Origin of the sequence: Winogradskyella sp. SM1960 (genome assembly GCF_020179375.1) — a bacterium.
In the GTDB taxonomy this organism is placed as follows: Bacteria; Bacteroidota; Bacteroidia; order Flavobacteriales; family Flavobacteriaceae; genus Winogradskyella; species Winogradskyella marina.
Genome location: NZ_JAICBG010000007.1, coordinates 61,469 through 88,142 on the forward strand (window position 1 = coordinate 61,469; position 26,674 = coordinate 88,142).

A 26,674-nucleotide genomic window follows, 5' to 3' on the forward strand; every position below is an offset into this window, starting at 1 on the left:
GTAGAGCAAGAGGAAAAAATAACATGTCTGGTTCTAACGATGAACGTGAAAACACCTTAAACCAACTCTTAACTGAGATGGATGGTTTTGGCACCAATACAAACGTTATTGTATTAGCAGCTACAAACAGAGCTGATGTTTTAGATAGTGCTTTAATGAGAGCTGGTCGTTTTGATCGTCAGATTTATGTAGACCTTCCAGATGTTAGAGAGCGTAAAGAAATTTTTGAAGTGCACTTACGTCCGCTTAAAAAAGAAGAAACTTTAGATATCGATTTCTTAGCAAAACAAACACCTGGTTTTTCTGGTGCAGATATTGCTAATGTTTGTAATGAAGCCGCATTAATTGCAGCAAGAAAAGGAAAGAAAGCTGTAAATAAGCAAGATTTCTTAGATGCAGTTGATAGAATCATCGGAGGTTTAGAGAAGAAAAATAAAATTATAACTACGGCTGAAAAACGAGCTGTTGCATTCCACGAAGCTGGTCATGCTACTGTAAGTTGGATGCTAGAGCATGCTGCTCCGTTAGTAAAAGTTACGATTGTACCAAGAGGTCGATCATTAGGTGCTGCCTGGTATTTACCAGAAGAGCGTTTAATTGTACATCCTGAACAAATGCTAGACGAAATGTGTGCTGCCTTAGGTGGTAGAGCCGCTGAAAAAGTAATTTTCGATAAAATTTCTACAGGTGCATTAAGTGATTTAGAAAAAGTAACTAAACAAGCCAGAGCAATGGTCACTGTTTATGGACTTAGTGATAAGGTAGGTAACCTCACCTATTATGATTCTTCAGGACAATCTGAATATGGCTTTACTAAACCTTATAGTGAAAAAACAGCAGAGCTTATAGATAGAGAAATTTCTGATATTATTGAAGAACAATATCAACGTGCTATCAATTTATTGGAAAACAATAAAGACAAACTTACTGAGTTGGCTGAAGTCTTATTAGACAAGGAAGTTATTTTTAAAGACAATCTTGAAAAAATCTTCGGGAAACGTGGTTTTGAAAATCCTGCAATAATAGAAGAGGATATTAAAGATGTTAAAGTGGAAGCTAAAAACGAGGAAGAGTAAAAATATCCACAAGTTACAATCATATAAAAAACTTAAATTAATCCTATGTTAATTTAAGTTTTTTTATATTTGGAAAACACACCTATATAAGGATTAATAGCAATTATTGAATGAGCTTATTTCGTAAATTCTTCGGAAAAAAGTCTGAGCAGACTGAAGAAAACATACCTAATCAAGAGCGTGGCAAATACATGCCAGAAGTAAAGCTACCTGTAGATGAACGTTTTACAATAAACTTCAAAGGAAATGGTGGTAAATTTTTGTATTGTGAAAACCTCGAAGAGGTAAAGGAAAGTTTTAACGCAATCTTAGATGAGAACAATTGGCATGATGACAAAGTTTTTATAATTGATCAACGTTTAACTGATTTATTCAAAGATTTCAACCTAAATAGCACTACAAAACTTTCTGAAAGTGCTTATTTTTTATCTACCTGTGAATATTTAATCTCTGATGATGGTTCCCTTTTAATTTCTTCAAATCAAATTGCCGAAAAAAAATTAATAGAATTACCAGATCACTTTATAATTTATGCTACGACAAGCCAATTTGTTGAAACTATTGGTGAAGGCTTAAAAGGTATTAAAGCGAAAAGCAAAAAGAAAATACCGACAAACATTACCACTATAAAGAATTTTAAAACAGCAGAGGACAAAGACTTTCTAACTTACGGAAGTAGTTCTAAAAATCTATACCTACTTTTACTAGAAGACTTATAATGAAAGAATTATCCATTAGAGCCATTTCTGGTGTAGTCTATGTATTACTCCTTATAGGTTCACTTTTCTCTGAAGTGGCATTAGCTATTTTAATTGGAATATTTGGAATTATTTGCTTAACAGAATTTAGCCGACTCATAAAGCTAAAGTCTTATGTACAATATCTTATTTTTCTTATTTTATATATAGCGTTTTGGTATTTATGCGCGCAGAAATCCATAAACCAAATTGGTGATGAAGCTATTCAAATTTTGTTAGTCATTACTATTTTTGTCAATCTCATTTTAATTAAAGATCTATTTACATCAAAACGGATTCCTCTTTTTGAATCTAAACGATACATCGTTACCGCATTTTATTTGACGAGTGGTTTTGTATTTATATTGCTAGTTTCTAATTACGATAATGCATTCACACCACTATTGTTATTAGGTTCATTTATACTTATTTGGGTTAATGACAGTGCAGCCTATATGGTTGGAAAGAATTTTGGAAAACAAAAGTTATTTCCAAGTATATCTCCAAAGAAAACGGTTGAAGGTTTCCTTGGTGGTTTATTTTTTGCATGTGTATCGAGTTATTTTATAGCCTTATATACTGAAACACTTTACTTTACACCTTGGTTAATTTTAGCCATTATTATTAGTGTTTTTGGTACCTTTGGGGACTTAATAGAATCTAAATTTAAGCGTCAAGCAAAAGTTAAAGATAGTGGATCTATAATGCCAGGACACGGTGGACTTTTAGATCGCTTAGATAGTATTATCTTTGCAGCACCATTTATATATTTATTTTTAAGAATTATACACTTTTAAGAAAATTAAGCTATGTTTCATAAAGAAGGACATAAAATTATATTCATTACCCTCGTTTTTGTCGTAGGCACGTTTTTTTTAATTGATGAATTTATTCTTAATGAATGGTTGCGAAAAGGGTTAATGATAGCCATTTTAGTATTCTTTATTCTAATTCTACAATTTTTTAGAAACCCTAAACGTAATACCCATAGTAATAGTATGCAGGCTTTATCTCCTGTTGATGGCAAGGTTGTGGTTATTGAAGAGGTTCAAGAAAACGAAGTTTTTAAAGACAAAAGAATTCAGGTTTCTGTATTTATGTCTCCTATTAATGTGCATGTAACGCGTTATCCAATTTCAGGAAAAGTTACGTTTAGCAAGTATCATCCTGGAAAGTTTTTAGTCGCTTGGCATCCAAAAGCAAGTGAGGAAAATGAGCGTACTACAGTAGTCGTTGAGAATGAAAATTTTGGCAAAGTATTGTACAGACAAATTGCTGGTGCATTAGCTAAACGTATTGTTAACTATGCTAAAGTTGATGGTTATGTAGATCAAGGAACGGATTCTGGATTTATTAAATTTGGCTCACGTGTTGATTTATTCTTACCTTTGGACGCTGATATTAAAGTAGAACTTAACCAAAAAGTTCGTGGTGGTGAAAGCATTATTGCTGAAATAAAATGACATCCAAAGAGTTAGACATAGAATTTAGAGATGCTGTAGATCGTGTAAACGACCATACTGAACCATTTCCTGCTGACTTCTTACTGCGGCTATATGCTTTTTTTAAAAAAGCAACTAATAACTACGATAGACCAAGCAGTAGAAAACCAATTATTAATGCATTTAAAGCAAATGCTTTGTTTCAAGTAAAAAATATTACACGAGACGAAGCCAAACAAGAGTATATAAATCTGGTTAACAACTACTTTTTGTATCGGAAATAAAAAAAGAGACTTAAGACCGCTTCACTTATAGAATCAAGAACAAAGTATTACTTGTCACTAACTGACAAGTAACTTATTTTCCATTTATAATCATTCCCTTTTTAAAAAGAATCAAGACCGCTTTGTTAGAACTAATAACAAAGACTTAATAGGAACTGTCCGTCATCCTCAATTTTTGTAATTAAAAAAAACTAAAAGAAATCGTACTAATTATTTTCACTAAAAACATTCAATTGTAGCTTAGTAAAGTCTTTTCTCCAATATTTTTTATCTTGGTTCTTATTTCTATTTTCTCTCACCTCTAATCTCTCACCAACGGCATCGTAGAACAACGCAATAAGCCTTCTTGTTTCGCAATTTCAGTATAAGATACTTCTTCTACTGTAAAGCCATTTTCTCTCAGCCACGTATTCAGTCTTGTAAAGTTTTTTTCAGAAATAATTACATCTTCAGAAATTGAAAAGATATTACTATTCATATGATACATTTCTTCTTTCGTAATTTCGAATACGTTCTCCTTTCCAAAGAAATTCAATAACCAATTATATTCACGTTCTATTAAAAACCCATTTTTATGAAGTATGGCTTTATCTTTTCCTATCGGTTGAAAACAACAGTCTAAATGCAATGCATTTTCTTTAGGGTCTGTATTGGATTTTCGTAATTCAAACGCCTTAACAGTTTTGTGTGGAAACAATTCCTGAATGGCGATTACGGCATCTGTATTGGTTCGTGCTGTTATATAATCTGCATAATCCTCACCAGAATACGTCCCAATAAAAATAAAATCGTTCCACGGCATCACATCACCACCTTCGACATGACATTCTTCTGGAAGTATAATAATGTTCTCCTCGTCTATTTTTTCAATTACATGTTGTATAGCTTCATACTCACGTTCGCGATCTGGTAAAATGTTGGCTTTTATAAATTTGTCTTCAATAACAAAAGCGATATCTCTTGAGAATATTTGGTTATAATCAGTGATCACTTTGGGTCTATAAACCGCAACATCGTATTTTTCAAAAACCTTTGCGACCGCATCCATTTCCTTTTGCATATCACTTTCTACAGGATACGTACCTGCTTTTATATGCTGAATAGATTTAGGATCGTAAGCCTCGTCTATAGACGGCACTGGGCCAACACTTTCTGCTGTACCTAATACCACAGTTTTAAGACGTGAAGTTTCGTTTTGTATGTTGAGTTTCATAAATTACAGTTTAGTCATTTAATAACCATGTCTTATAATCTTGGTTGTCATAACATGGTTATTACAGTTAATTCAAATGTATAAAAACAGAAAAAGCTCCATAATACCTATGAAGCTTTTATTCTTTAATTTAAAGTGTTATCTTTTTTCAATAGGTTTAAAATCTCTGTGCGTTTCACCTATATACAATTGTCTTGGACGACCAATTGGCTCGTTACGCATACGCATTTCTTTCCATTGTGCAATCCAACCTGGTAAACGACCCATGGCGAACATTACAGTAAACATTTCTACCGGAATTCCCATTGCTCTATAAATAATACCAGAGTAGAAATCTACATTAGGATATAATTTTCTATCTACAAAATACGGATCTTCTAAAGCTTCTTTTGCTAAACCTTTAGCAATATCTAAAATAGGATCATCAATTCCCAAATCTGCTAATACTTCGTCAGCAGCTTTCTTAATAATCAATGCTCTTGGATCAAAGTTTTTATATACTCTGTGACCAAAGCCCATTAAACGGAAAGGGTCATTTTTATCCTTAGCTTTTGCCATATATTTTTTAGTGTCACCACCATCAGCTTTTATTGCTTCAAGCATTTCTAAAACGGCTTGGTTAGCACCACCATGTAGTGGTCCCCAAAGCGCTGAAATACCAGATGCCAACGATACAAATAAACCGGCATGCGACGAACCTGTAATTCTTACTGTAGATGTTGAACAGTTTTGCTCATGATCTGCATGTAGAATTAAAAGTTTATCTAACGCATTTACTAAAATTGGATTTTGTTCGTAATCACCACTTGGGCTTTTAAACATCATCTTTAATAAGTTCTCTACGTAACCTAACTTATTATCTCCGTAATCTAATGGCAACCCATTCTTTTTACGTAATGTCCATGCTACTAGCACAGGGAATTTAGCTAAAATTCTAACAATAGCTTTGTACATTTCCTCTTCTGAGCTAACATCTACTGTAGAAGGGTAAAACGCAGTAAGTGCACTTGTTAATGACGATAACACTCCCATTGGGTGTGCAGACTTTGGAAATGCATCTAAAATCTTTTTAATATCATCATCTACAACCGAATGCTCTTTAATATCTTTATCAAACTGATTGAGTTGCTCTTGTGTTGGTAATTCTCCAAATATTAATAAGTACACAACTTCTAAGAAATCAGCTTTCTCTGCTAATTCTTCAATAGCATAACCTCTATATCTTAATATACCTTTTTCGCCATCTAGAAATGTAATTGCACTTTCACAACTTCCTGTGTTTTTATAACCTGGATCTATAGTAATGACTCCACCTGTTGCACTTCTTAAACTTTTAACATCAATAGCAACTTCGTTTTCTGTACCAATAGTTACAGGGAAATCGTATTTTTTACCATTAATTTCTAATGTAGCTTTATCTGACATATTTTCTTCTCGGATTTTAATAAATTATAAGGACTGTAAATTTACGAAATATCAAACGATTTCGAAAGGAGATTTATAACGGTTTTAACATTTACTACGAGTTCTAATTTATTCATGAAACATTTCATCCAGATAGTTGAAAAATAAAAAAAAACCATCTAAAGTGTAATCCTTTAGATGGTTTTGTATAATTAAGACATTTCGACTGCGCTCAATGTGATGGGTCTGTTCTGATTATATATCTTTTTATACATTCAACATTCACAAAACACCCCTGAAGTCCCCTCAAGGGGACAATCCCAAAAAACTTATGCTTTCACCTTAAAAGCATTAGATCCAGGAAAATAAGCTACATCACCTAATTCTTCTTCAATACGTAATAACTGGTTGTATTTTGCCATACGATCACTACGAGATGCAGAACCTGTTTTAATTTGACCTGTGTTTAAAGCTACAGCTAAATCTGCAATAGTATTATCTTCTGTTTCACCAGATCTATGAGACATTACAGATGTGTAACCTGCGTTATGTGCCATGTTTACTGCTGCAATTGTTTCGGTTAATGTACCAATCTGATTTACTTTAATTAAGATAGAGTTAGCAATACCTTCTTTAATACCTCTCTCTAAACGCTCTACATTAGTAACAAATAAATCATCACCAACTAACTGTACTTTATCTCCAATTAGTTCAGTTAAATATTTAAAACCTTCCCAATCGTTCTCATCCATACCATCTTCAATAGAAATAATAGGATATTTACCAGCTAATTCAGCTAAGTATTCCGCTTGCTCTTTACTTGTTCTGATGACACCAGAATCACCTTCAAATTTCTTATAATCGTATTTCCCATCCACAAAAAATTCTGCTGCAGCACAATCTAAAGCGATTTTTACTTCATCACCAAATTTATATCCAGCGTTTTCTACGGCTTTTGCAATCGTATCTAATGCATCTTCAGTTCCTCCTGGTAAGTTTGGTGCAAAACCACCTTCATCACCAACTGCTGTACTTAAATCTCTATCGTGTAATACCTTTTTAAGGTTGTGGAAAATCTCAGTTCCCATTTGCATAGCATGTGTAAAGTTTTTTGCTTTTACTGGCATTACCATAAACTCTTGAAACGCAATTGGCGCATCACTATGAGAACCACCATTAATGATGTTCATCATTGGTAACGGTAATGTATTTGCAGAAACTCCACCTACATATCTGTATAATGGCATACCTAATTCATTAGCTGCTGCTTTAGCAACGGCTAAGGATACACCCAAAATAGCATTAGCTCCTAATTTTGATTTGTTCGGAGTACCATCCAAATCAATCATCATTTGATCAATAGCGTTTTGTTCAAAAACAGAAACCCCTAATAATTCTTGAGCGATTGTAGAATTTACATTTTCAACAGCTTTTAAAACTCCCTTACCCATGTAAGTATCTCCTCCGTCTCTTAATTCAACAGCTTCATGCTCTCCTGTAGATGCACCAGATGGTACTGCTGCTCGTCCCATAATACCATTTTCTGTAGTAACATCAACTTCTACTGTTGGGTTTCCTCTGGAATCTAAAATTTGTCTTGCGTGTACATTGATAATAATGCTCATTATTTTTGGTTTTAATTTACTATAATTTCTATTGAAATACTGAAACGTGTTCAGTATGACTAGCCTATAAGCTAGTCAAATTTACGAAAATCTATAGCTTAAAACAGAACAAAAATCATAATTATGAATACTATTTACTATAATGTTTTCGAAACAAAAAAAACGCAATAAAAATGGTGTTTTATTGCGTTTTTGGTATTATTTATTTTTAATATTCTCTATAAATTGATCAAACAGATAGAGTGAATCATTTGGACCAGGACTTGCCTCTGGATGATACTGGACTGAAAAACAATTTTTGTCTTTTAGTTTGATACCTGCAACTGTATTATCATTTAAATGTACATGTGTAATTTCTACATTTGTATTGGCTTCCGTTTCTTCTCTGTTTATAGCGAATCCATGATTTTGGGATGTAATTTCCCCTTTACCTGTGACTAAATTTTTTACAGGATGATTAATTCCTCTGTGACCATTATGCATTTTATATGTTGAAATGCCATTAGCTAAAGCAATCACCTGATGTCCTAAACAAATTCCGAATAACGGTTTGTTATTCGCTATAATGTCTTTCGCCAGATTAATAGCCTCTTCTAAAGGTTCTGGATCACCAGGTCCGTTAGACAAGAAATAGCCATCTGGATTAAACCCTTCTAGTTCTTCAAATGTTGCATTGTATGGAAATACTTTTATGTAAGCATCGCGCTTCGCAAGGTTTCTAAGAATATTCTTTTTGATACCGATATCTAAGGCCGCAATTTTATAGGTTGCGTTTTCATCACCAACAAAATAAGGTTCTTTAGTAGATACTTTAGATGCCAATTCTAAACCTTTCATTGAAGGGAATTCTGCCAATTGCTTTTTAAGCGCTTCTATATTATCAACCTCAGTAGTAATTACAGCATTCATGGCTCCATTATCTCTAATATAGCTTACCAATGCTCTTGTATCTACATCTGCGATGGCTAAGGTATTATGCTTTTCAAAAAAATCTTCTAAAGACGCATCTGCCGCTGGTCTTGAATAATTAAAGCTAAAATTTTTACAAATTAATCCCGCTATTTTTACATCATCAGACTCAACTTCATCTGCTTTTGTTCCGTAATTTCCAATATGGGCATTGGTGGTTACCATAAGTTGACCGTAATACGAAGGGTCTGTGAATATTTCCTGATAACCTGTTGTACCAGTATTAAAACAGACTTCGCCAAAAGCAGAACCTTCTTTTCCTATGGATTTACCATGAAAAATTGTACCGTCAGCTAAAAGAATAAGGGCTTTTTTTCTTTGTTTGTATTTCATTGGTTATGTTATTGAGTCACATTAGTTGGAAGAAATAATTTTAAATACATTTTAAAACACCCCTAAAGTCCCTTCAAGGGGACAATACAACCAAGTAAAATTAATTTTTAATTTTTGCAAAAATCCAAAAAAAAAAGGATAAACTGAAACAGTCTATCCTTTATATTTATCAATGCTTATTAATACGCGCTAATCGCGATTTGTGAAATGCAAAAAACGATTTCAAATTTTGATCAGTTTTGATTTCAAATTTCATTCGTTTTTTTACTAGCATTTTTACTCTTCTTCGTTAGAAGCTTTAGTTTCCGTAGGTGCAGGTGTCGCCGCTTTTGCTTTGCTTCCTCCTCTTCTACTTCTACGTGTTTTCTTCTCTGGTTTAGCAGCTGAATAAAGTTCGTTGTAATCAACTAACTCAATCATTGCCATATCAGCGTTATCACCTAATCTGTTTCCTAATTTGATGATACGTGTATATCCACCTGGACGATCTCCAATCTTTGGCGCTACATCTCTAAACAATTCTGCAACAGCACCTGTTTGTCTTAATTTTGACATAACAAGACGTCTATTATGAGTAGTGTCTGTTTTAGATTTTGTAATCATTGGCTCAACAAACTGCTTTAAAGCTTTTGCTTTTGCAACAGTAGTGTTAATACGCTTGTGCTCTATTAAAGAACAAGCCATATTTGCTAACATTGACTTTCTGTGCGCTGTTTGTCTTCCTAAGTGGTTGAATTTTTTTCCGTGTCTCATGACATTTGTTTTATCATCTTGCTACCAAACTCTTTTTTGAGGAGCAAAATATGATTATTAATAATTAATTATGATCATTAGAATGAGATTCCCGCTTTCGCAGGAATCACAAACCATTTAATCTTTGTCTAATTTATATTTACTTAAATCCATACCGAAGTTAAGACCTTTAACATTCACTAATTCTTCTAGCTCAGTTAAAGACTTCTTACCGAAGTTTCTGAATTTCATTAAATCATTTTTGTTGAATGATACTAAGTCTCCTAAAGTATCTACTTCTGCAGCTTTTAAACAGTTAAGTGCACGTACAGAAAGATCCATATCAACTAATTTAGTTTTCAATAGTTGTCTCATGTGAAGTGATTCTTCATCATAAGTTTCTGTTTGTGCTATTTCATCAGCTTCTAACGTGATACGCTCATCTGAGAATAACATGAAGTGGTGAATTAATATTTTAGCTGCTTCCGTTAAAGCATCTTTTGGATTGATAGAGCCATCAGTTCTAATTTCGAAAACTAATTTTTCATAATCCGTTTTTTGTTCTACACGGAAGTTTTCAATTGCATATTTCACATTCTGGATTGGTGTGAAAATAGAATCGGTAAATATTGTTCCTACTGCTGCTGAAGCTTTCTTATTTTCTTCTGCTGGAACATAGCCTCTTCCTTTTTCAATCGTCAATTCCATATTGATGTTTACTTTAGGATCTAAGTTACAGATCACTAAATCTGTATTTAATACTTGAAAACCTGAGATAAACTTCTGGAAATCACCTGCTGTAATTTGATTTTGTCCTGAGATAGAAATGGTAACAGTTTCGTTATCAACTTCATCGATTTGGCGCTTAAAGTTAACTTGCTTTAAGTTCAAAATCATTTCAGTAACATCTTCAACTACACCTGCTATCGTAGAAAATTCGTGATCTACACCTTCAATTCTTACTGATGTGATTGCAAAACCTTCTAAAGAAGATAATAATACACGTCTTAACGCATTTCCTACTGTTAATCCGTATCCTGGTTCTAATGGTCTGAATTCGAATTTACCTTCGAAATCAGTAGAATCAATCATTATAACTTTATCAGGCTTCTGAAAATTTAATATTGCCATAGTGTTCTTCGTTTTAATTGTTATTTAGTTGCGCGGTTTATAAGTATGAAGAAGACTATAAACCCTTTGGCTAAATACCAATATGATTAATTATTATTTAGAGTAAAGTTCAACGATTAATTGCTCGTTGATTTGTTCTGGAATCTGAATTCTTGCAGGAACAGCAACATAAGTACCTTCCATTGAACCTGTATTCCAAGTGATCCATTCGTAAACATTACTAGAGTTAGATAATGAATTCTGAATAGCTTCTAATGATTTAGATTTTTCTCTAACACCTACAACATCACCAGCTTTTAATTGGTAAGAAGGAATATTTACCTTTTCACCGTTTACTGTAATGTGTCTGTGAGATACTAATTGTCTTGCACCACTTCTTGAAGGAGAGATACCCATTCTGTAAACAACATTATCTAAACGAGATTCACAAAATTGAAGTAAAACTTCACCTGTAATTCCTTTAGCAGAAGTTGCTCTTTTAAACATGTTTCTGAATTGCTTTTCTAAAATACCATAAGTATATTTAGCTTTTTGCTTCTCCATTAACTGAACTGAGTATTCAGATTTTTTACCACGACGACGGTTGTTTCCGTGTTGTCCTGGTGGATAATTTCTTTTTTCGAAGGCTTTGTCGTCTCCGAAGATAGCTTGTCCGAATTTACGGGCTATTTTAGTTTTAGGACCAGTATATCTTGCCATTTTAAATTGTTTTTAAGAGTGATTAGTGAATTAAGGTCTTAATCTTATCCTTCAAAAATCGTTGATCTCTTGTTGATACTTGTTTATAATTTTTCAGTTTGCAAATTTATACAAAATAAACTAATATCAGCACATAAATGTGAGATATTAGTTTATTAATAAATTTGAGTATGTTTTTCTAACTACAATCTGTTAGAAATCTGAACAGCATTCAGATTAAACTCTACGTCTTTTTGGTGGACGACAACCGTTATGTGGTAATGGAGTTACATCAACAATTTCTGAAACTTCAATACCTGCATTGTGTATAGATCTTATTGCAGATTCTCTACCGTTACCAGGTCCTTTAACGTATACTTTTACTTTCTTTAAACCAGCTTCTTTAGCAACTGCTGAAGCATCTTCTGCAGCTAATTGAGCAGCGTATGGAGTGTTCTTTTTAGAACCTCTAAAACCCATTTTACCAGCTGATGACCAAGAAATAACGTCACCTTTTTTGTTTGTTAAAGAAATAATGATGTTGTTAAAAGAAGCAGTGATATGAGCTTCTCCTATTGCATCAACTATAACTTTACGTTTTTTTGTACTTGTCTTTGCCATTATATGTTTAGCTTTTAGTATTAGTTTATAGTCGCTAGAATCCTAAACCGTTAAATTTCAAACAGATTCTTTCCAACGTCTAATAGACTAAAGACTATTATTACTTAGTTACTTTCTTTTTGTTAGCAACTGTTTTACGTCTTCCTTTTCTTGTACGAGAGTTATTTTTAGTACGTTGTCCTCTTAATGGAAGACCAACTCTATGACGAATACCTCTGTAACATCCAATATCCATTAATCGCTTAATGTTCATTTGTGTTTCCGAACGTAATTCTCCTTCGATTTTAAAAGTTCCAACAACTTCACGGATTGCTCCAATCTCGTCGTCAGTCCAATCTTGTACTTTTGTGTTCTCGTCAACTTTAGCTGCTGCTAAAATTTCCTTAGATCTACTTCTACCTACTCCGTAGATATAAGTTAAAGAGATTACTCCTCTTTTCTGTTTTGGTATGTCTACACCTGCAATTCTTGCCATAATTACCCTTGTCTTTGTTTGAATCTAGGATTCTTTTTGTTAATGACGTAAAGTCTACCTTTTCTGCGCACTAGTTTACAGTCTGCGCTTCTTTTCTTTACTGATGCTCTAACTTTCATCTTGTTTAATTTATTACTACTATTATAAGATGTAACCTAACGGTTTCATCGTTTTAGTATCTATATGTTATTCGAGCCTTCGTTAAATCGTAAGGGCTCATTTCTAATTTCACCTTATCTCCTGGTAGTAACTTAATATAATGCATACGCATTTTACCTGAGATATGTGCAGTCACTATATGACCATTTTCTAATTCAACACGAAACATAGCATTTGATAATGCCTCTATAATTGTGCCGTCTTGTTCTATTGCTGCTTGTTTTGCCATAATATATATTTAGTGTTCAGTCTTTATATTGCAAGTATCTTGCCTAATTTCTAAGACTGACTTCTAATGATTCATCTTATTGCCCAACTGCTTTTCTATTCTTACCTGTCTTCATTAAGCCATCATAATGCTTATTCAATAAATAAGAATTAATCTGTTGCATGGTATCGATTGCTACACCAACCATAATTAAAAGTGATGTACCACCGAAGAATAATGCCCAACCTGCCTGCACGCTCATTAATTTCATTACAAATGCTGGAAAAACAGCAACCAATGCTAAAAATATAGAACCTGGTAAGGTAATTTGTGACATTATCTTATCTAAATATTCTGAGGTTTCTGATCCTGGACGTATACCTGGAATAAATCCACCACTACGTTTTAAATCATCTGCCATTTTATTTGTAGGTACTGTAATTGCCGTATAAAAATAAGTAAAAACTATAATTAATAAAGCAAAAATTAAATTGTACCAAAATCCAAACATATCAGAAAAATTAGCCTGCATCCAAACTCCTGTGTCTGTATCTTTCAACCAAGCAGAACCACCTATTAAACTTGGTACAAACATAATTGCTTGTGCAAAGATAATTGGCATTACACCAGATGCGTTTAACTTTAATGGTAAAAACTGACGTGAACCGAATACATTCTTTTCGTAACCACCAGAAGCGGTTCTTCTTGCGTACTGTACAGCTATTTTTCTAACTGCCATTACTAAGAATACTGATGCTAAAATGATTACAAACCATATAACCATCTCTATTAATATCATCATAAATCCACCATTACCTTCTAATCTAGAAGCTGCATTTTGAATAAATGATTGTGGCAGCGTTGCGATAATACCTACCATAATTAATAATGAAATACCATTACCAATTCCTTTATCCGTAATCTTTTCACCTAACCACATTGCAAATACACAACCTGTTACTAAAATAATTACTGAAGAAAAGTAGAATAAATTTTCACTAAAACCAGGCACTAACATTGCACCCATAGACGTTGAACCAGATAATCCTGGTATACTAGCTAAATAACCAGGTGCTTGTACCAAACAAATACCGATGGTTAACCAACGTGTAATTTGAGTGATTTTCTTCTGACCACTAGCTCCTTCTTTCTGAAGTTTTTGTAAATAAGGAATCGCAATACCCATTAATTGAACAACAATGGAAGCAGAAATGTAAGGCATAATACCTAAAGCAAATACTGAGGCATTAGCAAAAGCTCCACCTGTAAATGCGTTTAACAATCCTAATATTCCACCATCCATACCAGCTTGTAAACCACCTAATGTATCAATATTAATACCAGGTAATACAACCTGAGCACCAAAACGATACACTAATAACAAACCTAAGGTTAAGATAATTCTATCCTTAAGCTCTGTGATTTTCCAAACGTTTTTTAATGTTTCTATTATTTTCATCCTATAATCTTATAAAGTTACAGCTTCACCACCAGCAGCTTCAATAGCAGCTTTTGCCGTAGCAGTAAATTTATGAGCAGTTACTGTTAATTTTGTTTTTAACTCACCTCTACCTAAGACTTTTACAAGCTCGTTTTTACCAGCTAATCCTAAAGATACAAACGTTTCAAAATCAACACTATCCTTTATTACTTTTTCATCTACTAACCTCTGTAGAGTATCTAAGTTAATACCTTGATACGCCACTCTGTTAATATTTGTAAATCCAAATTTAGGAACACGTCTTTGTAATGGCATTTGACCACCTTCAAATCCTAATTTCTTAGAATACCCTGAACGCGACTTTGCTCCTTTGTGACCACGAGTTGCAGTACCACCTTTACCAGAGCCTTGACCACGTCCAACACGTTTTCCTTGACTTTTTACTGAACCTTCTGCAGGTTTTAAATTACTTAAATCCATTGTTAAGTTATATTTTTAAGCTTCTTCAACAGAAACTAAGTGTTCAACTTTTTTAACCATACCAAGGATACTTGATGTGGCGTCGTGCTCTACTACTTGTCCAATCTTTTTTAAACCTAAAGCTTCTAAAATTAGCTTTTGTCTTTTAGTACGATTGATTGCACTTTTTACTTTCTTTACTTTAATCTTTGCCATCTTATCCTATCGATTATCCGTTAAATACTTTTTCAAGTGAAATTCCACGTTCTTTGGCTACAGACTTAGCATCTCTCAATTGTAATAAAGCATCAAAAGTTGCTTTTACTACGTTGTGAGGGTTAGAAGATCCTTGCGACTTAGATAATACATCGTGTATACCTACAGCCTCAAGAACAACTCTTACTGCTCCACCTGCAATTACTCCTGTACCAGGTGCAGCTGGAATAATGTTAACTCTAGCACCACCATATTTACCTTTTTGCTCATGTGGAATTGTGCCTTTAAGAATAGGAATTCTTACTAAGTTTTTCTTAGCATCTTCTATAGCTTTTGCAATTGCAGTCGCTACATCTTTAGATTTACCTAAGCCTTGTCCTACAACATTTGTTTCGTCACCTACAACAACAATTGCAGAAAAACCAAATGCTCTACCACCTTTTGTTACTTTAGTTACACGCTGCACGCCAACTAAGCGATCTTTTAATTCTAATCCGCTTGGTTTAACAAGCTCTGCGTTTTTATATTTTTGATACATAATGTCTTAAAATTTAAGTCCTGCTTCTCTAGCACCTTCTGCTAATGATTTTACTCTTCCATGATATAAGTAACCACCTCTATCAAAAGAAATAGTTTCAACACCAGCCTTCAAAGCTTTTTCACCAACAGACTTACCAACTAATGCAGCAATTTCTGATTTGTTTCCTTTAGACTTTACAATGTCCTTATCTCTTGAAGATGCAGCAGCTAAAGTTTTACCAGTTACATCATCTACGAGTTGAGCATAAATTTCTTTATTACTTCTAAAAACAGCTAATCTTGGTTTTGTTGCCGTACCAGATACTACCTTACGGATTCTGTTTTTTATTCTTATTCTTCTTTCGTTCTTTGTCAATGCCATAACTTAATTATTAAGCTGATTTACCTGCTTTTCTTCTAATTTCTTCACCAACAAACTTGATCCCTTTTCCTTTGTAAGGTTCTGGTTTTCTAAAACCACGAATCTTTGCAGCAACTTGGCCAACTAATTGTTTGTCAAAAGATGTTAATTTAACGATTGGATTTTTACCTTTTTCTGAAACGGTCTCAATTTTCACCTCTGGAGCGATGTCCATTACGATATTGTGAGAAAATCCTACAGCCAAATCTAATTTTTGTCCTTGGTTAGATGCTCTATAACCTACACCAACTAATTCTAGTTCTTTGGTCCAGCCTTTAGAAACACCTTCTATCATATTAGCAATTAATGCCCTGTAAAGACCATGTTTTGCTCTTAAATCTTTCTTATCAGAAGCACGTCCTAAAGTAATAATTCCGTCTTCTAATTTAATTTCAATATCTGAATACTCTTGAGTTAACTCTCCTAATTTACCTTTAGCGGTAATAGTGTTATCTTTAATCTCAAGTGTTACACCTTCAGGAACTGTTATTGGGTTTTTACCTATTCTTGACATAATTTCCTGTTTTTAGTATACGTAACATAAAACTTCACCACCAACATTTTCTCTCTGCGCTTGCTTTCCTGTCATCACTCCGTGAGACGTAGAAACAATTGCAATACCTAACCCGTTAAGGATTCTTGGCATTTCGTTAGAAGAAGCATATTTACGTAAACCTGGTTTACTGATTCTTTGAATTTTTTTGATGACAGACTCTTTTGTCTCTTTACTGTACTTCAAAGCAATTTTGATAGTACCTTGTACTGTTGAGTCGTCAAACTTATAACTTAAGATAAATCCTTGATCGAACAAAATCTTAGTTATTTCTTTTTTTAAGTTAGATGCAGGAATCTCAACCACTCTGTGATTTGCCTTAACTGCGTTTCTAACTCGCGTTAAATAATCCGCTATTGGATCTGTGTTCATATGTATTAATTTGCGGTAGCGGTTTTCGACACTATTGTCAAACCTGAAACCAATTTATAATCCTATAATTGTACGTGAAAGGATATCACGTTTTTACCAACTGGCTTTCTTTACACCAGGAATTAAACCTTGGTTAGCCATTTGTCTAAACATTACACGAGAAATTCCAAATTGTCTCATATAACCTTTTGGTCTTCCAGTAAGTTTACAACGGTTGTGCTGACGTATAGGTGATGCATTTTTTGGTAACTTTTGTAATGCTTCGTAATCGCCAGCTTCTTTTAAAGCTTTTCGTTTCTCTGCATATTTAGCTACCGTTTTAGAACGCTTAACCTCACGGGCTTTCATTGATTCTTTAGCCATAATTTAATTCTTTTTAAAAGGTAATCCTAGTTCTGTTAATAAAGACTTCGCTTCCTTATCGGTTTCAGCTGAAGTCACAAAAGTGATATCCATTCCTGAAATTCTATTAACTTTATCAATATCTATTTCTGGGAAAATGATTTGTTCTACAATACCTAAGTTATAGTTTCCACGTCCATCAAAACCTGTAGCTTTAATACCGCTAAAATCTCTAACTCGTGGTAAAGCTGAAGTCACCAAACGATCTAAGAATTCATACATTTGCTCTCCTCTTAATGTTACTTTGGCACCAATTGGCATCCCTTTACGTAACTTAAAAGAAGCAACATCCTTCTTAGACATTGTTTGTATAGCTTTTTGTCCAGATATCTTTGTAAGTTCTTCTACTGCGTGATCGATTAATTTCTTATCCGCAACAGCAGCACCAACACCTTTAGATATTACTATCTTAGTAAGTTTAGGTACTTGCATTACATTTTTGTATCCAAATTCTTCCGTAAGAGCAGAAACAACTTTGTCCTTATACTCTTGTTTTAATCTTGCAACGTAAGCCATAGTTAAATTACTTCATTAGATTTTTTAGAAAATCTCACTTTATTATCTCCATCCATTTTATAACCAACTCTTGTTGTTTCTCCTTTTGAAGTTAACAACGATAAGTTAGAAATATGAATAGATGCTTCTTTCTCTACAATTCCACCTTGAGGATTTTGTGCACTTGGTTTCGTATGTTTCTTAACCATGTTTACACCCTCTACGATGGCTTTGTTCTTATCTATTAATACTTTAAGTACTTTACCTTCTGATCCTTTGTGATCACCAGCAATTACTTGTACTGTATCTCCTGATTTTATTTTAAGCTTTGTCATTTTATTTATCAATTAAAGCACTTCTGGTGCCAATGATACAATTTTCATGAATTGTTTATCACGAAGTTCTCTAGCTACAGGTCCAAAAACACGAGTTCCTCTCATTTCCCCTTGAGGATTTAATAGTACACATGCGTTATCGTCAAATCTAATGTAAGATCCATCTGGACGTCTTACCTCTTTAGCTGTACGAACCACAACTGCTGTAGAAACAGCACCTTTTTTGATTTGTCCGTTTGGAGTGGCATCTTTAACAGATACTACAATTTTATCTCCTACAGAAGCATATCTTCTTTTAGTTCCTCCTAGTACACGGATAGTTAAAACTTCCTTTGCACCAGTATTATCAGCTACTTTTAATCTTGATTCTTGTTGTAACATAATTACTTCGCTCTTTCAATTATTTCTACTAATCTCCAACATTTAGATTTACTTAAAGGTCGTGTTTCCATGATCTTTACTGTATCTCCTTCGTTGCAGTCGTTTGTCTCATCGTGTGCGACATATTTCTTAGTCTTTAACACGAATTTTCCATACATAGGGTGTTTTACTTTCTTAACTTCTGAAACAACAATAGATTTCTCCATTTTGTTACTCGTTACGATCCCTATACGTTCTTTTCTTAAGTTTCTTTTTTCCATCTTTCAGCAGAATACGATTATTGTACGTCTCTTTTAGTTAATTCTGTTGCCACTCTAGCTACTGTGCGACGTGCAACGCGTAACTGGATTGGATTATCTAACGGAGATATAGTGTGAGCCATTTTCAGGTCCGTATAACTCTTTTTAGATTCACTAAGTTTCTCTTGTAACTCAGCTGTTGAAAGCTGTTTAATTTCTGATTGCTTCATAATATCTTTCTATTAAGCTTCGTAATCTCTAGCTATGATAAACTTAGTTTTTACAGGAAGTTTTTGTGCTGCCAAACGAAGAGCTTCTTGAGCTGTTTCTAATGGCACACCACTAATTTCAAATAACATACGTCCTGGTTTTACAACTGCTGCCCAATATTCAACGGCACCTTTACCTTTACCCATACGTACTTCAAGAGGTTTCTTTGTAATAGGCTTGTCTGGAAATATTTTAATCCATAACGATCCTTCTCTTTTCATGTAACGAGTAGCTGCAATACGCGCTGCTTCTATTTGACGTGCAGTTATAAATGACGCGTCTAATGATTTAATACCGAAAGTACCATTTGATAACAAATGACCTCTTCCCGCATTTCCTTTCATACGTCCTTTTTGCTGCTTACGAAATTTTGTTCTTTTAGGCTGTAACATTTTTTCTTTTCTTTAAAAAATTACTTTCTACGACGAGATTGGTTCTTGTTTCCACCACGTCCACCTTTACCTTTTTGTTGCTTAGATAAACCAACTAATGGAGAAAGTTCTCTTTTTCCATATACTTCGCCTTTCATTATCCAAACTTTGATGCCCAATCTACCATAAGTAGTATGTGCTTCTACTAGAGCATAATCAATATCAGCTCTAAAAGTAGACAAAGGAATACGTCCTTCTTTATAGTGTTCTTGACGTGCCATTTCAGCTCCGTTTAAACGACCACTAATCTGAATTTTAATTCCTTCAGCATTCATACGTATGGCAGCGGCAATAGCCATTTTTATTGCACGTCTGTATGAAATTCGGCTTTCAATTTGACGAGCAACACTTGCTGCTACTAAATATGCATCTAGTTCAGGTCTTTTAATCTCAAAGATGTTCAATTGAACCTCTTTACCAGTAATTTTCTTAAGCTCTTCTTTTAACTTATCTACTTCTTGGCCACCTTTTCCGATAATAATACCAGGTCTAGCAGTAGTTATAGTAACGGTTACAAGTTTAAGCGTACGCTCAATAATTACTCTACTTACACTAGCTTTAGATAGACGAGCATGAATATACTTTCTAATCTTATCGTCTTCGGCAAGTTTATCACCATAATCGTTTCCTCCGTACCAGTTAGATTCCCATCCTCTGATAATTCCTAAGCGATTCCCGATTGGATTTGTCTTTTGTCCCATATCTCTGTCTTAGCTTTGTGTTTTATTTATTGCATCTACTACCACAGTTACGTGATTAGATCTTTTTCTTATTCTGTGTGCTCTACCTTGAGGTGCCGGACGCAAACGCTTTAACATAGTTCCACCATCTACTCTAATTTCTTTGATAAACAATTTAGCTTCTTCAACATCAGCATCTTCGTTTTTAGCTTGCCAGTTTGCAATTGCAGACATTACAAGTTTCTCTAAACGACGAGACGCTTCTTTTGAACTAAATCTAAGAATCTGAAGAGCTTTCTCTGCCTTTTCACCTCTTACCAAATCCGCTACTAAACGCATTTTTCTAGGTGATGTAGGACAGTTATTTAGCTTTGCAAAAGCAACCTGCTTTTTCTCAGCTTTAATAGCTTCCGCCATTTGTTTTTTACGACTTCCCATGATTCTTATTTTTTACCTTTATTCTTAGCACCTGCATGACCTCTAAAAGATCGTGTTGGTGAAAATTCTCCTAATTTATGACCTACCATATTTTCAGTAACAAATACTGGAACAAATTGACGACCATTGTGAACAGCTATAGTCTGACCAACGAAATCTGGAGAAATCATTGATGCTCTAGACCATGTCTTAATGACTGTCTTTTTGTTAGAAGCTACATTTTCTGCAACTTTCTTATCTAATTTATAGTGGATATAAGGTCCTTTTTTTAATGAACGTGCCATACTATCTTAATTATTTCTTTCTACGTTCTACAATATACTTATTACTCGACTTTGTCTTAGAACGCGTTCTGTAACCTTTAGCAGGTACACCGTTTCTATTTCTTGGATGACCTCCTGAAGACTTACCTTCACCACCACCCATTGGGTGATCGACTGGGTTCATTACTACTGGTCTTACTCTTGGACGTCTACCTAACCATCTGCTTCTACCTGCTTTACCAGATACTAACAATTGATGATCTGAATTTGAAATTGCTCCAACAGTAGCCATACAAGTTACAAGAATTAATCTCGTTTCTCCAGATGGTAACTTTACAGATGCAAATTTGTCACCTCTTGCCATTAACTGAGCAAACGAACCAGCACTACGAGCCATAACAGCTCCTTGTCCAGGACGTAACTCAATACAAGAAATAATTGTACCTAATGGTATTTCACTTAAAGGCATTGCGTTTCCAATTTCTGGAGCGATACCTTTTTCACCAGACACTATATTTTGCCCTACTTGTAAACCATTCTGAGCGACAACGTAACGTTTCTCACCATCTTGATAGTTTAATAGCGCAATAAATGCTGTTCTGTTTGGGTCGTATTCAATTGACTTAACTTCTGCAGGAATTCCCGCTTTGTTACGTTTGAAATCGATAATACGATACCTCTTCTTATGACCTCCACCTACTTGGCGTATGGTCATTTTTCCTTGACTGTTTCTACCACCTGATCGTTTTTTCGGAGCAAGCAAGCTTTTCTCCGGCTTATCAGTAGTAATGGCGTCAAAACCATTTACTACTCTAAATCGCTGACCTGATGTGATCGGTTTTAATTTTCTTACTGACATTAATGTCTAAAATTACATGTTAGTGTATAAATCTATTGTTTCACCTTCCGCCAGTTGTACAATTGCCTTTTTAACAGCATTTGTTTTACCATGCTGAACACCAGTTTTTGTAAACTTGGTCTTACGATCTGGACGGACATTTATTGTACGAACTTTTTCAACAGAAACTCCATAAGCAGCTTCTACCGCTTTTTTGATTTCTACCTTGTTCGCCTTTGTGCACACTTCAAATGCATACGCATTTAACAACTCACTTTGCATGGTTGCTTTTTCTGTGATTATAGGTTTTTTTAAGATACTCATCTGTTCTATTTACTTAAATTCGTTTCAATTCCTTCTAAAGCACTTTCAATTAGAATAACTTTGTTAGCATTCATAATTTTATAAGTACTTAATTCTGAAGCAGTTACCACTTCAGAACCTTTAAAATTGCGTGAGGACAAATATACATTATTATTTGTACCACCCAACACAATAAGAGATTTTTTGTTTTCTACCTCTAAAGCCTTTAAAACATTAAGGAAATTTTTAGTCTTTGGTGCTTCAAAATTGAAGTCTTCTAATACTAAAATTGACTTATCATTTGCTTTAATACTTAAGGCAGATTTACGTGCTAATCGCTTTAACGTTTTGTTTAATTTAAAACTGTAGTTTCTTGGTCTAGGACCAAACATACGACCACCACCTTTAAATACACCAGACTTTATAGAACCAGCACGTGCAGTACCTGTTCCTTTTTGTTTTTTAATCTTACGTGTACTTCCAGCAATTTCTGCTCTTTCTTTTGCCTTATGCGTTCCCTGTCTTTGATTTGCTAAGTATTGCTTAACATCTAAATAGACAGCGTGATTATTAGGCTCTATAGCGAATACGTCTTTAGAAAGCTCAGCTTGTCTACCCGTATCTTTTCCGTTTATATCTAAAACTGCTACCTTCATTACTTCTCAATGATTACATAAGAATTCTTGTGACCAGGAACACATCCTTTTACCACTAGTAAGTTCTTTTCTGGAACTACTTTATAAACTCTTAAATTTTGAACTTTTACTGTTTCACCACCCATTCTTCCGGCCATCTTCATTCCTTTGAATACTCTCGCAGGATAAGAAGCTGCACCAATAGAACCTGGAGCTCTTAAACGGTTATGCTGACCATGCGTTGCTTGACCTACACCACCGAATCCGTGACGTTTTACTACACCTTGAAATCCTTTACCTTTAGAAGTACCTGCAACATCTACAAATTCCCCTTCAATAAATTGTTCTACTGTAATAGCATCACCTAATTTGTACTCCGCATCAAAACCTTTGAATTCAACAACTTTGCGTTTTACAGAAGTACCCGCTTTTTTAGCATGACCTAAGTCTGCTTTAGTAGCGCTTTTTTCTGTCGCGTCATCGAAACCTAATTGAAGTGCTGAATAACCATCCACTTCTTCAGTTCTGACTTGGGTAACGATACATGGTCCAGCTTCGATTACTGTACATGGAATGTTCTTTCCATTTTCGTCGAAAATGCTGGTCATACCGATTTTTTTTCCAATTAACCCAGACATGTTTTTCTTTTTAGTTTAGTCAACTCGCGAATTGACCGATTGTTTGTTTTTGATGGACAAGTCGCGACTTACCCTTATTAAATATTCAAGGCTGAAAAATACGTTTCAGCCTTGAATTGTATTTTTACCGTTTTTCCCTCGCTCGCAGCTTAGGACATGTAAGTGTGTAATTACACTTTGATTTCTACTTCTACTCCACTTGGTAATTCAAGTTTCATTAACGCATCAATCGTTTTTGATGACGAAGAGTAAATATCTAATAAACGCTTATAAGAGCTTAATTGAAATTGTTCTCTTGATTTCTTGTTTACGTGTGGTGAACGTAATACAGTGAAAATTTTCTTGTGTGTTGGTAACGGGATTGGTCCTGTTACTACTGCACCTGTACTTTTAACTGTTTTTACAATCTTATCAGCAGACTTGTCTACTAAGTTGTGATCGTAAGATTTTAATTTTATTCTGATTTTTTGACTCATTTTCTTAAGATTTACGATTCAACGCCTTTAGCTGCTTTGATTACTTCTTCTGATACGTTCTGTGGTGTTTGCTCATAGTGAGAAAATTCCATTGTAGATGTAGCTCTACCCGAAGATAATGTTCTTAACGTTGTTACATATCCAAACATTTCAGATAATGGTACAGTAGCTTTTACAGTTTTTGCACCAGCTCTATCTCCCATGCTACTCATTTGTCCTCTTCTTCTATTTAAGTCACCAACAATATCACCCATGTTTTCTTCTGGTGTAATCACCTCAAGTTTCATAATAGGTTCCATTATAACCGCCTTAGCTGCTTTTGCCGAATTTTTAAATCCTAATTTCGCTGCTAATTCGAAAGATAATTGATCAGAATCCACATCGTGGTAAGATCCATCCTTTAAAGTTACTTTCATAGAATCAACTTCGAATCCTGCTAAAGGACCATTGGTCATTGCCATTTTAAATCCTTTTTCAATTGAAGGGATAAATTCTTTAGGAACGTTACCACCTTTAATAGTAGACTCAAACTGTAATCCTACTACACCTTCATCTGCCGGCTCAATCGTAAATACGATATCAGCAAATTTACCACGACCACCAGATTGTTTCTTATAAACCTCTCTATGATCTGCAGCTTGTGTAATAGCTTCTTTATATTCAACTTGTGGCTGACCTTGGTTAACCTCAACTTTAAATTCTCTTTTTAAACGATCTACAATAATATCTAAGTGAAGCTCACCCATTCCTGATATAATTGTTTGACCCGAAGACTCATCTGTACGCGCTGTAAACGTTGGATCTTCTTCAGCTAATTTAGCTAAAGCCATACCTAACTTATCAACATCTGCTTTAGTCTTAGGCTCTACTGCGATACCAATTACGGGATCTGGAAAGTCCATAGATTCTAAAACGATAGGATGCTTTTCATCAGACATGGTATCACCAGTCTTAATATCTTTAAATCCTACTGCCGCTCCAATATCTCCTGCCTCAATAAAATCGATAGCATTTTGTTTGTTAGAGTGCATTTGGTAGATACGAGAAATACGTTCTTTTTTACCTGAACGGTTGTTCAAGATATAAGAACCTGCATCTAAACGACCAGAATAAGCTCTAAAGAAAGCTAAACGACCTACGAAAGGATCCGTAGCAATCTTAAATGCTAAAGCTGAAAACGGTTCTTTTACACTTGGCTTTCTACGCTCTTCTTCATCTGTGTTAGGGTTTGTTCCCACCACACTATCTCTATCTAAAGGAGAAGGTAAATAACGACAAACAGCATCTAATAAGAACTGAACACCTTTATTTTTGAAAGAAGAACCACATACCATTGGTATAATAGCCATATCCATTACAGCAGCTCTAAGTGCAGCGTGCACTTCTTCTTCTGTAATAGAATCTTCATCTTCCATGAATTTCTCTAGTAGATTTTCATCGTAACTAGCAACTTCTTCTATTAATAAAGCACGATACTTACGCACTTCATCCTTCATTTCTTCTGGAATATCAACAACATCAAAAGTAGATCCGTAGTTATCATCATGCCATACTATAGCTCTGTTTTTAACTAAATCTACAATTCCTTTGAAGTTATCTTCTTCACCAATATTTAATACAATTGGCACAGCGTTTGACTTCAACATGTCTTTAACTTGTTGACAAACACTTAAGAAGTCTGATCCCTGACGGTCCATTTTATTAACGAAACCAATTCTAGGCACTTTATAGTTATCTGCTAGTCTCCAGTTAGTTTCAGATTGTGGCTCAACACCATCTACTGCACTAAATAAAAACACCAAACCATCTAATACACGTAATGAACGGTTAACTTCTACCGTAAAATCAACGTGACCTGGTGTGTCAATAATATTAAAGTGATAATCTTGTGCTTCTGGAGTTGGCTCACCATTTTCTTTTGGGAATGTCCAATCACAAGTTGTTGCAGCAGACGTAATTGTAATACCTCTTTCTGCTTCTTGCTCCATCCAGTCCATTGTTGAAGCCCCATCATGAACTTCACCAATTTTATGTGATACACCTGTATAAAAAAGAATACGCTCTGTTGTTGTTGTTTTACCAGCATCAATATGAGCCGCAATTCCTATATTTCTTGTAAGTTTTAAATCTCTTGCCATTTCTTAAAATCTAAAGTGTGAGAATGCCTTGTTTGCTTCGGCCATTTTATGAGTATCAGCTCTTTTCTTAACTGCTGCCCCTTCTTCTTTAGCTGCTGCTAAAACTTCTGCCGCTAAACGTTGCGCCATAGATTTTTCGTTTCTTTTACGTGAAAAGCTAATTAACCATTTCATCGCAGTTGAAACCTTACGATCTGGACGAATCTGCATTGGAATCTGGAATGTTGCACCACCAACACGACGACTACGCACTTCTACGTGAGGCATCACATTTGATAAAGCTTCTTTCCAAATTTCTAAAGCTGTTTTTTCGTCATCATTTTTTTTCTCCTCAACAATATCAATTGCATCGTAGAATACTTTAAAAGCTACAGACTTCTTACCGTCCCACATCATCATGTTAACGAAACGCGTCACTAACTGATCATTAAATCTTGGGTCTGGTAAAAGCGGTCTCTTTTTTGCTGCTCTTTTTCTCATGTCTTCTTCTTAAAGTTTTAAATTACTTCTTAGGGCGTTTTGCACCATACTTAGATCTACGTTGCGTTCTTCCAGATACACCTGCTGTATCTAAAGCACCACGAACGATGTGATATCTAACTCCTGGTAAATCTTTTACCCTTCCACCTCTAACCAATACTATC

The 26,674-nt window shown here is 34.5% G+C and carries 40 protein-coding genes and 1 pseudogene; 5 read left to right on the plus strand and 36 right to left on the minus strand.

Annotated features, from left to right (window positions below; all coding sequences use genetic code 11):
- From K1X16_RS14980 to K1X16_RS15000, 5 genes are all read left to right on the plus strand, one after another.
- Window positions 1–1,076 (plus strand): ATP-dependent metallopeptidase FtsH/Yme1/Tma family protein (locus K1X16_RS14980; protein WP_225036988.1); only part of this gene is annotated, 1,076 nt, incomplete at its 5' end.
- A 110-nt stretch (window positions 1,077–1,186) separates the two neighbouring features.
- The gene (locus tag K1X16_RS14985) at window positions 1,187–1,795 is read left to right on the plus strand and encodes an LUD domain-containing protein (RefSeq protein WP_195871665.1); all 609 of its coding nucleotides are present in this window, start codon (window positions 1,187–1,189) and stop codon (window positions 1,793–1,795) included.
- The gene (locus K1X16_RS14990) at window positions 1,795–2,610 is read left to right on the plus strand and encodes a phosphatidate cytidylyltransferase (RefSeq protein WP_195871664.1); all 816 of its coding nucleotides are present in this window, start codon (window positions 1,795–1,797) and stop codon (window positions 2,608–2,610) included. Before K1X16_RS14985 ends, K1X16_RS14990 begins: the two co-directional genes overlap by 1 nt.
- Before the next feature lie 12 nt (window positions 2,611–2,622).
- A complete protein-coding gene (locus K1X16_RS14995) occupies window positions 2,623–3,276 on the plus strand; it encodes a phosphatidylserine decarboxylase family protein (protein WP_225036989.1) in 654 nt (217 codons plus the stop codon).
- Window positions 3,273–3,539: an acyl-CoA-binding protein gene (locus K1X16_RS15000; RefSeq protein ID WP_195871662.1), complete on the plus strand. Its 267-nt coding sequence runs from the start codon at window positions 3,273–3,275 to the stop codon at window positions 3,537–3,539. Before K1X16_RS14995 ends, K1X16_RS15000 begins: the two co-directional genes overlap by 4 nt.
- Before the next feature lie 301 nt (window positions 3,540–3,840).
- On the opposite strand, the gene K1X16_RS15005 is transcribed toward K1X16_RS15000, so the two are convergent.
- The 36 genes and pseudogenes from K1X16_RS15005 to K1X16_RS15180 all read right to left on the minus strand — a co-directional run.
- Window positions 3,841–4,752 (minus strand): dimethylarginine dimethylaminohydrolase family protein, encoded by a 912-nt coding sequence (locus tag K1X16_RS15005; RefSeq protein WP_225036990.1) that lies wholly within the window; start codon window positions 4,750–4,752, stop codon window positions 3,841–3,843.
- Window positions 4,753–4,890: 138 nt separating this feature from the next.
- The gene (locus tag K1X16_RS15010; protein ID WP_225036991.1) at window positions 4,891–6,177 is read right to left on the minus strand and encodes a citrate synthase; all 1,287 of its coding nucleotides are present in this window, start codon (window positions 6,175–6,177) and stop codon (window positions 4,891–4,893) included.
- Between the two features lie 308 nt (window positions 6,178–6,485).
- A complete protein-coding gene (eno, locus tag K1X16_RS15015; protein WP_195871659.1) occupies window positions 6,486–7,781 on the minus strand; it encodes a phosphopyruvate hydratase in 1,296 nt (431 codons plus the stop codon).
- Window positions 7,782–7,979: 198 nt separating this feature from the next.
- A complete protein-coding gene (carA, locus tag K1X16_RS15020) occupies window positions 7,980–9,083 on the minus strand; it encodes a glutamine-hydrolyzing carbamoyl-phosphate synthase small subunit (RefSeq protein WP_225036992.1) in 1,104 nt (367 codons plus the stop codon).
- Between the two features lie 276 nt (window positions 9,084–9,359).
- A complete protein-coding gene (gene rplQ, locus K1X16_RS15025) occupies window positions 9,360–9,836 on the minus strand; it encodes a 50S ribosomal protein L17 (RefSeq protein WP_225036993.1) in 477 nt (158 codons plus the stop codon).
- Window positions 9,837–9,953: 117 nt separating this feature from the next.
- Window positions 9,954–10,946, minus strand: a complete 993-nt coding sequence (locus K1X16_RS15030; RefSeq protein WP_092446820.1) for a DNA-directed RNA polymerase subunit alpha — start codon at window positions 10,944–10,946, stop codon at window positions 9,954–9,956.
- 93 nt (window positions 10,947–11,039) lie between these two features.
- Complete coding sequence (rpsD, locus tag K1X16_RS15035) at window positions 11,040–11,645, minus strand: 30S ribosomal protein S4 (protein WP_195871655.1); 606 nt, start codon at window positions 11,643–11,645, stop codon at window positions 11,040–11,042.
- A 216-nt stretch (window positions 11,646–11,861) separates the two neighbouring features.
- Window positions 11,862–12,245, minus strand: coding sequence for a 30S ribosomal protein S11 (gene rpsK / locus K1X16_RS15040; RefSeq protein WP_195871654.1), 384 nt, complete (start codon window positions 12,243–12,245; stop codon window positions 11,862–11,864).
- Window positions 12,246–12,345: 100 nt separating this feature from the next.
- A complete protein-coding gene (rpsM, locus tag K1X16_RS15045) occupies window positions 12,346–12,720 on the minus strand; it encodes a 30S ribosomal protein S13 (protein WP_195871653.1) in 375 nt (124 codons plus the stop codon).
- A 2-nt stretch (window positions 12,721–12,722) separates the two neighbouring features.
- Entirely contained in the window at window positions 12,723–12,839 is a 117-nt protein-coding gene (ykgO, locus tag K1X16_RS15050; protein WP_008269159.1) for a type B 50S ribosomal protein L36, read from the minus strand.
- A gap of 53 nt (window positions 12,840–12,892) precedes the next feature.
- Entirely contained in the window at window positions 12,893–13,108 is a 216-nt protein-coding gene (infA, locus tag K1X16_RS15055) for a translation initiation factor IF-1 (RefSeq protein WP_007094967.1), read from the minus strand.
- A gap of 76 nt (window positions 13,109–13,184) precedes the next feature.
- Window positions 13,185–14,546 carry a preprotein translocase subunit SecY gene (gene secY, locus K1X16_RS15060; protein ID WP_225036994.1) on the minus strand — a complete coding sequence of 454 codons (1,362 nt, stop codon included), beginning with the start codon at window positions 14,544–14,546 and terminating at the stop codon, window positions 13,185–13,187.
- 9 nt (window positions 14,547–14,555) lie between these two features.
- Window positions 14,556–15,008 carry a 50S ribosomal protein L15 gene (rplO, locus tag K1X16_RS15065; protein WP_225036995.1) on the minus strand — a complete coding sequence of 151 codons (453 nt, stop codon included), beginning with the start codon at window positions 15,006–15,008 and terminating at the stop codon, window positions 14,556–14,558.
- A gap of 15 nt (window positions 15,009–15,023) precedes the next feature.
- Complete coding sequence (gene rpmD, locus K1X16_RS15070; RefSeq protein ID WP_195871650.1) at window positions 15,024–15,203, minus strand: 50S ribosomal protein L30; 180 nt, start codon at window positions 15,201–15,203, stop codon at window positions 15,024–15,026.
- Window positions 15,204–15,216: 13 nt separating this feature from the next.
- Window positions 15,217–15,741: a 30S ribosomal protein S5 gene (gene rpsE / locus K1X16_RS15075; protein WP_092469515.1), complete on the minus strand. Its 525-nt coding sequence runs from the start codon at window positions 15,739–15,741 to the stop codon at window positions 15,217–15,219.
- Window positions 15,742–15,747: 6 nt separating this feature from the next.
- Window positions 15,748–16,104 carry a 50S ribosomal protein L18 gene (rplR, locus tag K1X16_RS15080; RefSeq protein WP_195871649.1) on the minus strand — a complete coding sequence of 119 codons (357 nt, stop codon included), beginning with the start codon at window positions 16,102–16,104 and terminating at the stop codon, window positions 15,748–15,750.
- Window positions 16,105–16,114: 10 nt separating this feature from the next.
- Window positions 16,115–16,657: a 50S ribosomal protein L6 gene (gene rplF / locus K1X16_RS15085; protein WP_195871648.1), complete on the minus strand. Its 543-nt coding sequence runs from the start codon at window positions 16,655–16,657 to the stop codon at window positions 16,115–16,117.
- 12 nt (window positions 16,658–16,669) lie between these two features.
- Window positions 16,670–17,068 (minus strand): 30S ribosomal protein S8, encoded by a 399-nt coding sequence (gene rpsH / locus K1X16_RS15090; protein WP_195871647.1) that lies wholly within the window; start codon window positions 17,066–17,068, stop codon window positions 16,670–16,672.
- 93 nt (window positions 17,069–17,161) lie between these two features.
- Window positions 17,162–17,431, minus strand: coding sequence for a 30S ribosomal protein S14 (gene rpsN / locus K1X16_RS15095; RefSeq protein WP_195871646.1), 270 nt, complete (start codon window positions 17,429–17,431; stop codon window positions 17,162–17,164).
- A gap of 3 nt (window positions 17,432–17,434) precedes the next feature.
- Complete coding sequence (gene rplE / locus K1X16_RS15100; protein WP_195871645.1) at window positions 17,435–17,986, minus strand: 50S ribosomal protein L5; 552 nt, start codon at window positions 17,984–17,986, stop codon at window positions 17,435–17,437.
- Between the two features lie 2 nt (window positions 17,987–17,988).
- Window positions 17,989–18,300 (minus strand): 50S ribosomal protein L24, encoded by a 312-nt coding sequence (rplX, locus tag K1X16_RS15105; protein ID WP_195871644.1) that lies wholly within the window; start codon window positions 18,298–18,300, stop codon window positions 17,989–17,991.
- 12 nt (window positions 18,301–18,312) lie between these two features.
- Complete coding sequence (gene rplN, locus K1X16_RS15110; protein ID WP_092446808.1) at window positions 18,313–18,681, minus strand: 50S ribosomal protein L14; 369 nt, start codon at window positions 18,679–18,681, stop codon at window positions 18,313–18,315.
- Between the two features lie 2 nt (window positions 18,682–18,683).
- Entirely contained in the window at window positions 18,684–18,941 is a 258-nt protein-coding gene (gene rpsQ, locus K1X16_RS15115) for a 30S ribosomal protein S17 (RefSeq protein WP_040756784.1), read from the minus strand.
- 17 nt (window positions 18,942–18,958) lie between these two features.
- Entirely contained in the window at window positions 18,959–19,150 is a 192-nt protein-coding gene (gene rpmC, locus K1X16_RS15120; protein WP_115818549.1) for a 50S ribosomal protein L29, read from the minus strand.
- 12 nt (window positions 19,151–19,162) lie between these two features.
- On the minus strand, window positions 19,163–19,582 hold the full coding sequence (gene rplP / locus K1X16_RS15125) for a 50S ribosomal protein L16 (protein ID WP_195871643.1): 420 nt from the start codon (window positions 19,580–19,582) through the stop codon (window positions 19,163–19,165).
- Between the two features lie 20 nt (window positions 19,583–19,602).
- Window positions 19,603–20,322, minus strand: a complete 720-nt coding sequence (gene rpsC / locus K1X16_RS15130) for a 30S ribosomal protein S3 (protein WP_195871642.1) — start codon at window positions 20,320–20,322, stop codon at window positions 19,603–19,605.
- A gap of 9 nt (window positions 20,323–20,331) precedes the next feature.
- Complete coding sequence (gene rplV / locus K1X16_RS15135) at window positions 20,332–20,739, minus strand: 50S ribosomal protein L22 (RefSeq protein WP_195871641.1); 408 nt, start codon at window positions 20,737–20,739, stop codon at window positions 20,332–20,334.
- 5 nt (window positions 20,740–20,744) lie between these two features.
- On the minus strand, window positions 20,745–21,023 hold the full coding sequence (rpsS, locus tag K1X16_RS15140; RefSeq protein WP_020897652.1) for a 30S ribosomal protein S19: 279 nt from the start codon (window positions 21,021–21,023) through the stop codon (window positions 20,745–20,747).
- 10 nt (window positions 21,024–21,033) lie between these two features.
- Window positions 21,034–21,861, minus strand: coding sequence for a 50S ribosomal protein L2 (gene rplB / locus K1X16_RS15145; protein WP_195871640.1), 828 nt, complete (start codon window positions 21,859–21,861; stop codon window positions 21,034–21,036).
- 12 nt (window positions 21,862–21,873) lie between these two features.
- Window positions 21,874–22,164: a 50S ribosomal protein L23 gene (gene rplW / locus K1X16_RS15150; RefSeq protein WP_195871639.1), complete on the minus strand. Its 291-nt coding sequence runs from the start codon at window positions 22,162–22,164 to the stop codon at window positions 21,874–21,876.
- Window positions 22,165–22,169: 5 nt separating this feature from the next.
- Complete coding sequence (gene rplD / locus K1X16_RS15155) at window positions 22,170–22,799, minus strand: 50S ribosomal protein L4 (protein ID WP_195871638.1); 630 nt, start codon at window positions 22,797–22,799, stop codon at window positions 22,170–22,172.
- Window positions 22,799–23,416 carry a 50S ribosomal protein L3 gene (gene rplC, locus K1X16_RS15160; protein ID WP_179354554.1) on the minus strand — a complete coding sequence of 206 codons (618 nt, stop codon included), beginning with the start codon at window positions 23,414–23,416 and terminating at the stop codon, window positions 22,799–22,801. The genes rplD and rplC overlap by 1 nt, the downstream gene beginning before the upstream one ends.
- 170 nt (window positions 23,417–23,586) lie before the next feature.
- Entirely contained in the window at window positions 23,587–23,892 is a 306-nt protein-coding gene (gene rpsJ / locus K1X16_RS15165; protein WP_007650482.1) for a 30S ribosomal protein S10, read from the minus strand.
- 11 nt (window positions 23,893–23,903) lie between these two features.
- A complete protein-coding gene (gene fusA, locus K1X16_RS15170; protein ID WP_195871637.1) occupies window positions 23,904–26,030 on the minus strand; it encodes an elongation factor G in 2,127 nt (708 codons plus the stop codon).
- A 3-nt stretch (window positions 26,031–26,033) separates the two neighbouring features.
- A complete protein-coding gene (gene rpsG / locus K1X16_RS15175; RefSeq protein WP_178987595.1) occupies window positions 26,034–26,510 on the minus strand; it encodes a 30S ribosomal protein S7 in 477 nt (158 codons plus the stop codon).
- A gap of 22 nt (window positions 26,511–26,532) precedes the next feature.
- Window positions 26,533–26,674: pseudogene (locus K1X16_RS15180) on the minus strand (30S ribosomal protein S12); the annotation flags it as partial.

Bases quoted from the DNA above. Each gene is read 5' to 3' on its own strand.
- K1X16_RS14985 (WP_195871665.1), top strand. From the start codon at position 1,187: ATGAGCTTATTTCGTAAATTCTTCGGAAAAAAGTCTGAGCAGACTGAA.
- K1X16_RS14990 (WP_195871664.1), top strand. From the start codon at position 1,795: ATGAAAGAATTATCCATTAGAGCCATTTCTGGTGTAGTCTATGTATTA.
- K1X16_RS14995 (WP_225036989.1), top strand. From the start codon at position 2,623: ATGTTTCATAAAGAAGGACATAAAATTATATTCATTACCCTCGTTTTT.
- K1X16_RS15000 (WP_195871662.1), top strand. From the start codon at position 3,273: ATGACATCCAAAGAGTTAGACATAGAATTTAGAGATGCTGTAGATCGT.
- K1X16_RS15005 (WP_225036990.1), bottom strand. From the start codon at position 4,752: ATGAAACTCAACATACAAAACGAAACTTCACGTCTTAAAACTGTGGTA.
- K1X16_RS15010 (WP_225036991.1), bottom strand. From the start codon at position 6,177: ATGTCAGATAAAGCTACATTAGAAATTAATGGTAAAAAATACGATTTC.
- eno (WP_195871659.1), bottom strand. From the start codon at position 7,781: ATGAGCATTATTATCAATGTACACGCAAGACAAATTTTAGATTCCAGA.
- carA (WP_225036992.1), bottom strand. From the start codon at position 9,083: ATGAAATACAAACAAAGAAAAAAAGCCCTTATTCTTTTAGCTGACGGT.
- rplQ (WP_225036993.1), bottom strand. From the start codon at position 9,836: ATGAGACACGGAAAAAAATTCAACCACTTAGGAAGACAAACAGCGCAC.
- K1X16_RS15030 (WP_092446820.1), bottom strand. From the start codon at position 10,946: ATGGCAATATTAAATTTTCAGAAGCCTGATAAAGTTATAATGATTGAT.
- rpsD (WP_195871655.1), bottom strand. From the start codon at position 11,645: ATGGCAAGATATACTGGTCCTAAAACTAAAATAGCCCGTAAATTCGGA.
- rpsK (WP_195871654.1), bottom strand. From the start codon at position 12,245: ATGGCAAAGACAAGTACAAAAAAACGTAAAGTTATAGTTGATGCAATA.
- rpsM (WP_195871653.1), bottom strand. From the start codon at position 12,720: ATGGCAAGAATTGCAGGTGTAGACATACCAAAACAGAAAAGAGGAGTA.
- ykgO (WP_008269159.1), bottom strand. From the start codon at position 12,839: ATGAAAGTTAGAGCATCAGTAAAGAAAAGAAGCGCAGACTGTAAACTA.
- infA (WP_007094967.1), bottom strand. From the start codon at position 13,108: ATGGCAAAACAAGCAGCAATAGAACAAGACGGCACAATTATAGAGGCA.
- secY (WP_225036994.1), bottom strand. From the start codon at position 14,546: ATGAAAATAATAGAAACATTAAAAAACGTTTGGAAAATCACAGAGCTT.
- rplO (WP_225036995.1), bottom strand. From the start codon at position 15,008: ATGGATTTAAGTAATTTAAAACCTGCAGAAGGTTCAGTAAAAAGTCAA.
- rpmD (WP_195871650.1), bottom strand. From the start codon at position 15,203: ATGGCAAAGATTAAAGTAAAGAAAGTAAAAAGTGCAATCAATCGTACT.
- rpsE (WP_092469515.1), bottom strand. From the start codon at position 15,741: ATGTATCAAAAATATAAAAACGCAGAGCTTGTTAAACCAAGCGGATTA.
- rplR (WP_195871649.1), bottom strand. From the start codon at position 16,104: ATGGCATTGACAAAGAACGAAAGAAGAATAAGAATAAAAAACAGAATC.
- rplF (WP_195871648.1), bottom strand. From the start codon at position 16,657: ATGTCAAGAATAGGTAAAAACCCAATAACAGTTCCTGAAGGTGTAACA.
- rpsH (WP_195871647.1), bottom strand. From the start codon at position 17,068: ATGAACACAGATCCAATAGCGGATTATTTAACGCGAGTTAGAAACGCA.
- rpsN (WP_195871646.1), bottom strand. From the start codon at position 17,431: ATGGCTAAAGAATCAATGAAAGCCCGTGAGGTTAAGCGTTCTAAAACG.
- rplE (WP_195871645.1), bottom strand. From the start codon at position 17,986: ATGGCTTACGTTGCAAGATTAAAACAAGAGTATAAGGACAAAGTTGTT.
- rplX (WP_195871644.1), bottom strand. From the start codon at position 18,300: ATGACAAAGCTTAAAATAAAATCAGGAGATACAGTACAAGTAATTGCT.
- rplN (WP_092446808.1), bottom strand. From the start codon at position 18,681: ATGTTACAACAAGAATCAAGATTAAAAGTAGCTGATAATACTGGTGCA.
- rpsQ (WP_040756784.1), bottom strand. From the start codon at position 18,941: ATGGAAAAAAGAAACTTAAGAAAAGAACGTATAGGGATCGTAACGAGT.
- rpmC (WP_115818549.1), bottom strand. From the start codon at position 19,150: ATGAAGCAATCAGAAATTAAACAGCTTTCAACAGCTGAGTTACAAGAG.
- rplP (WP_195871643.1), bottom strand. From the start codon at position 19,582: ATGTTACAGCCTAAAAGAACAAAATTTCGTAAGCAGCAAAAAGGACGT.
- rpsC (WP_195871642.1), bottom strand. From the start codon at position 20,322: ATGGGACAAAAGACAAATCCAATCGGGAATCGCTTAGGAATTATCAGA.
- rplV (WP_195871641.1), bottom strand. From the start codon at position 20,739: ATGGGAAGTCGTAAAAAACAAATGGCGGAAGCTATTAAAGCTGAGAAA.
- rpsS (WP_020897652.1), bottom strand. From the start codon at position 21,023: ATGGCACGTTCATTAAAAAAAGGACCTTATATCCACTATAAATTAGAT.
- rplB (WP_195871640.1), bottom strand. From the start codon at position 21,861: ATGTCAGTAAGAAAATTAAAACCGATCACATCAGGTCAGCGATTTAGA.
- rplW (WP_195871639.1), bottom strand. From the start codon at position 22,164: ATGAGTATCTTAAAAAAACCTATAATCACAGAAAAAGCAACCATGCAA.
- rplD (WP_195871638.1), bottom strand. From the start codon at position 22,799: ATGAAGGTAGCAGTTTTAGATATAAACGGAAAAGATACGGGTAGACAA.
- rplC (WP_179354554.1), bottom strand. From the start codon at position 23,416: ATGTCTGGGTTAATTGGAAAAAAAATCGGTATGACCAGCATTTTCGAC.
- rpsJ (WP_007650482.1), bottom strand. From the start codon at position 23,892: ATGAGTCAAAAAATCAGAATAAAATTAAAATCTTACGATCACAACTTA.
- fusA (WP_195871637.1), bottom strand. From the start codon at position 26,030: ATGGCAAGAGATTTAAAACTTACAAGAAATATAGGAATTGCGGCTCAT.
- rpsG (WP_178987595.1), bottom strand. From the start codon at position 26,510: ATGAGAAAAAGAGCAGCAAAAAAGAGACCGCTTTTACCAGACCCAAGA.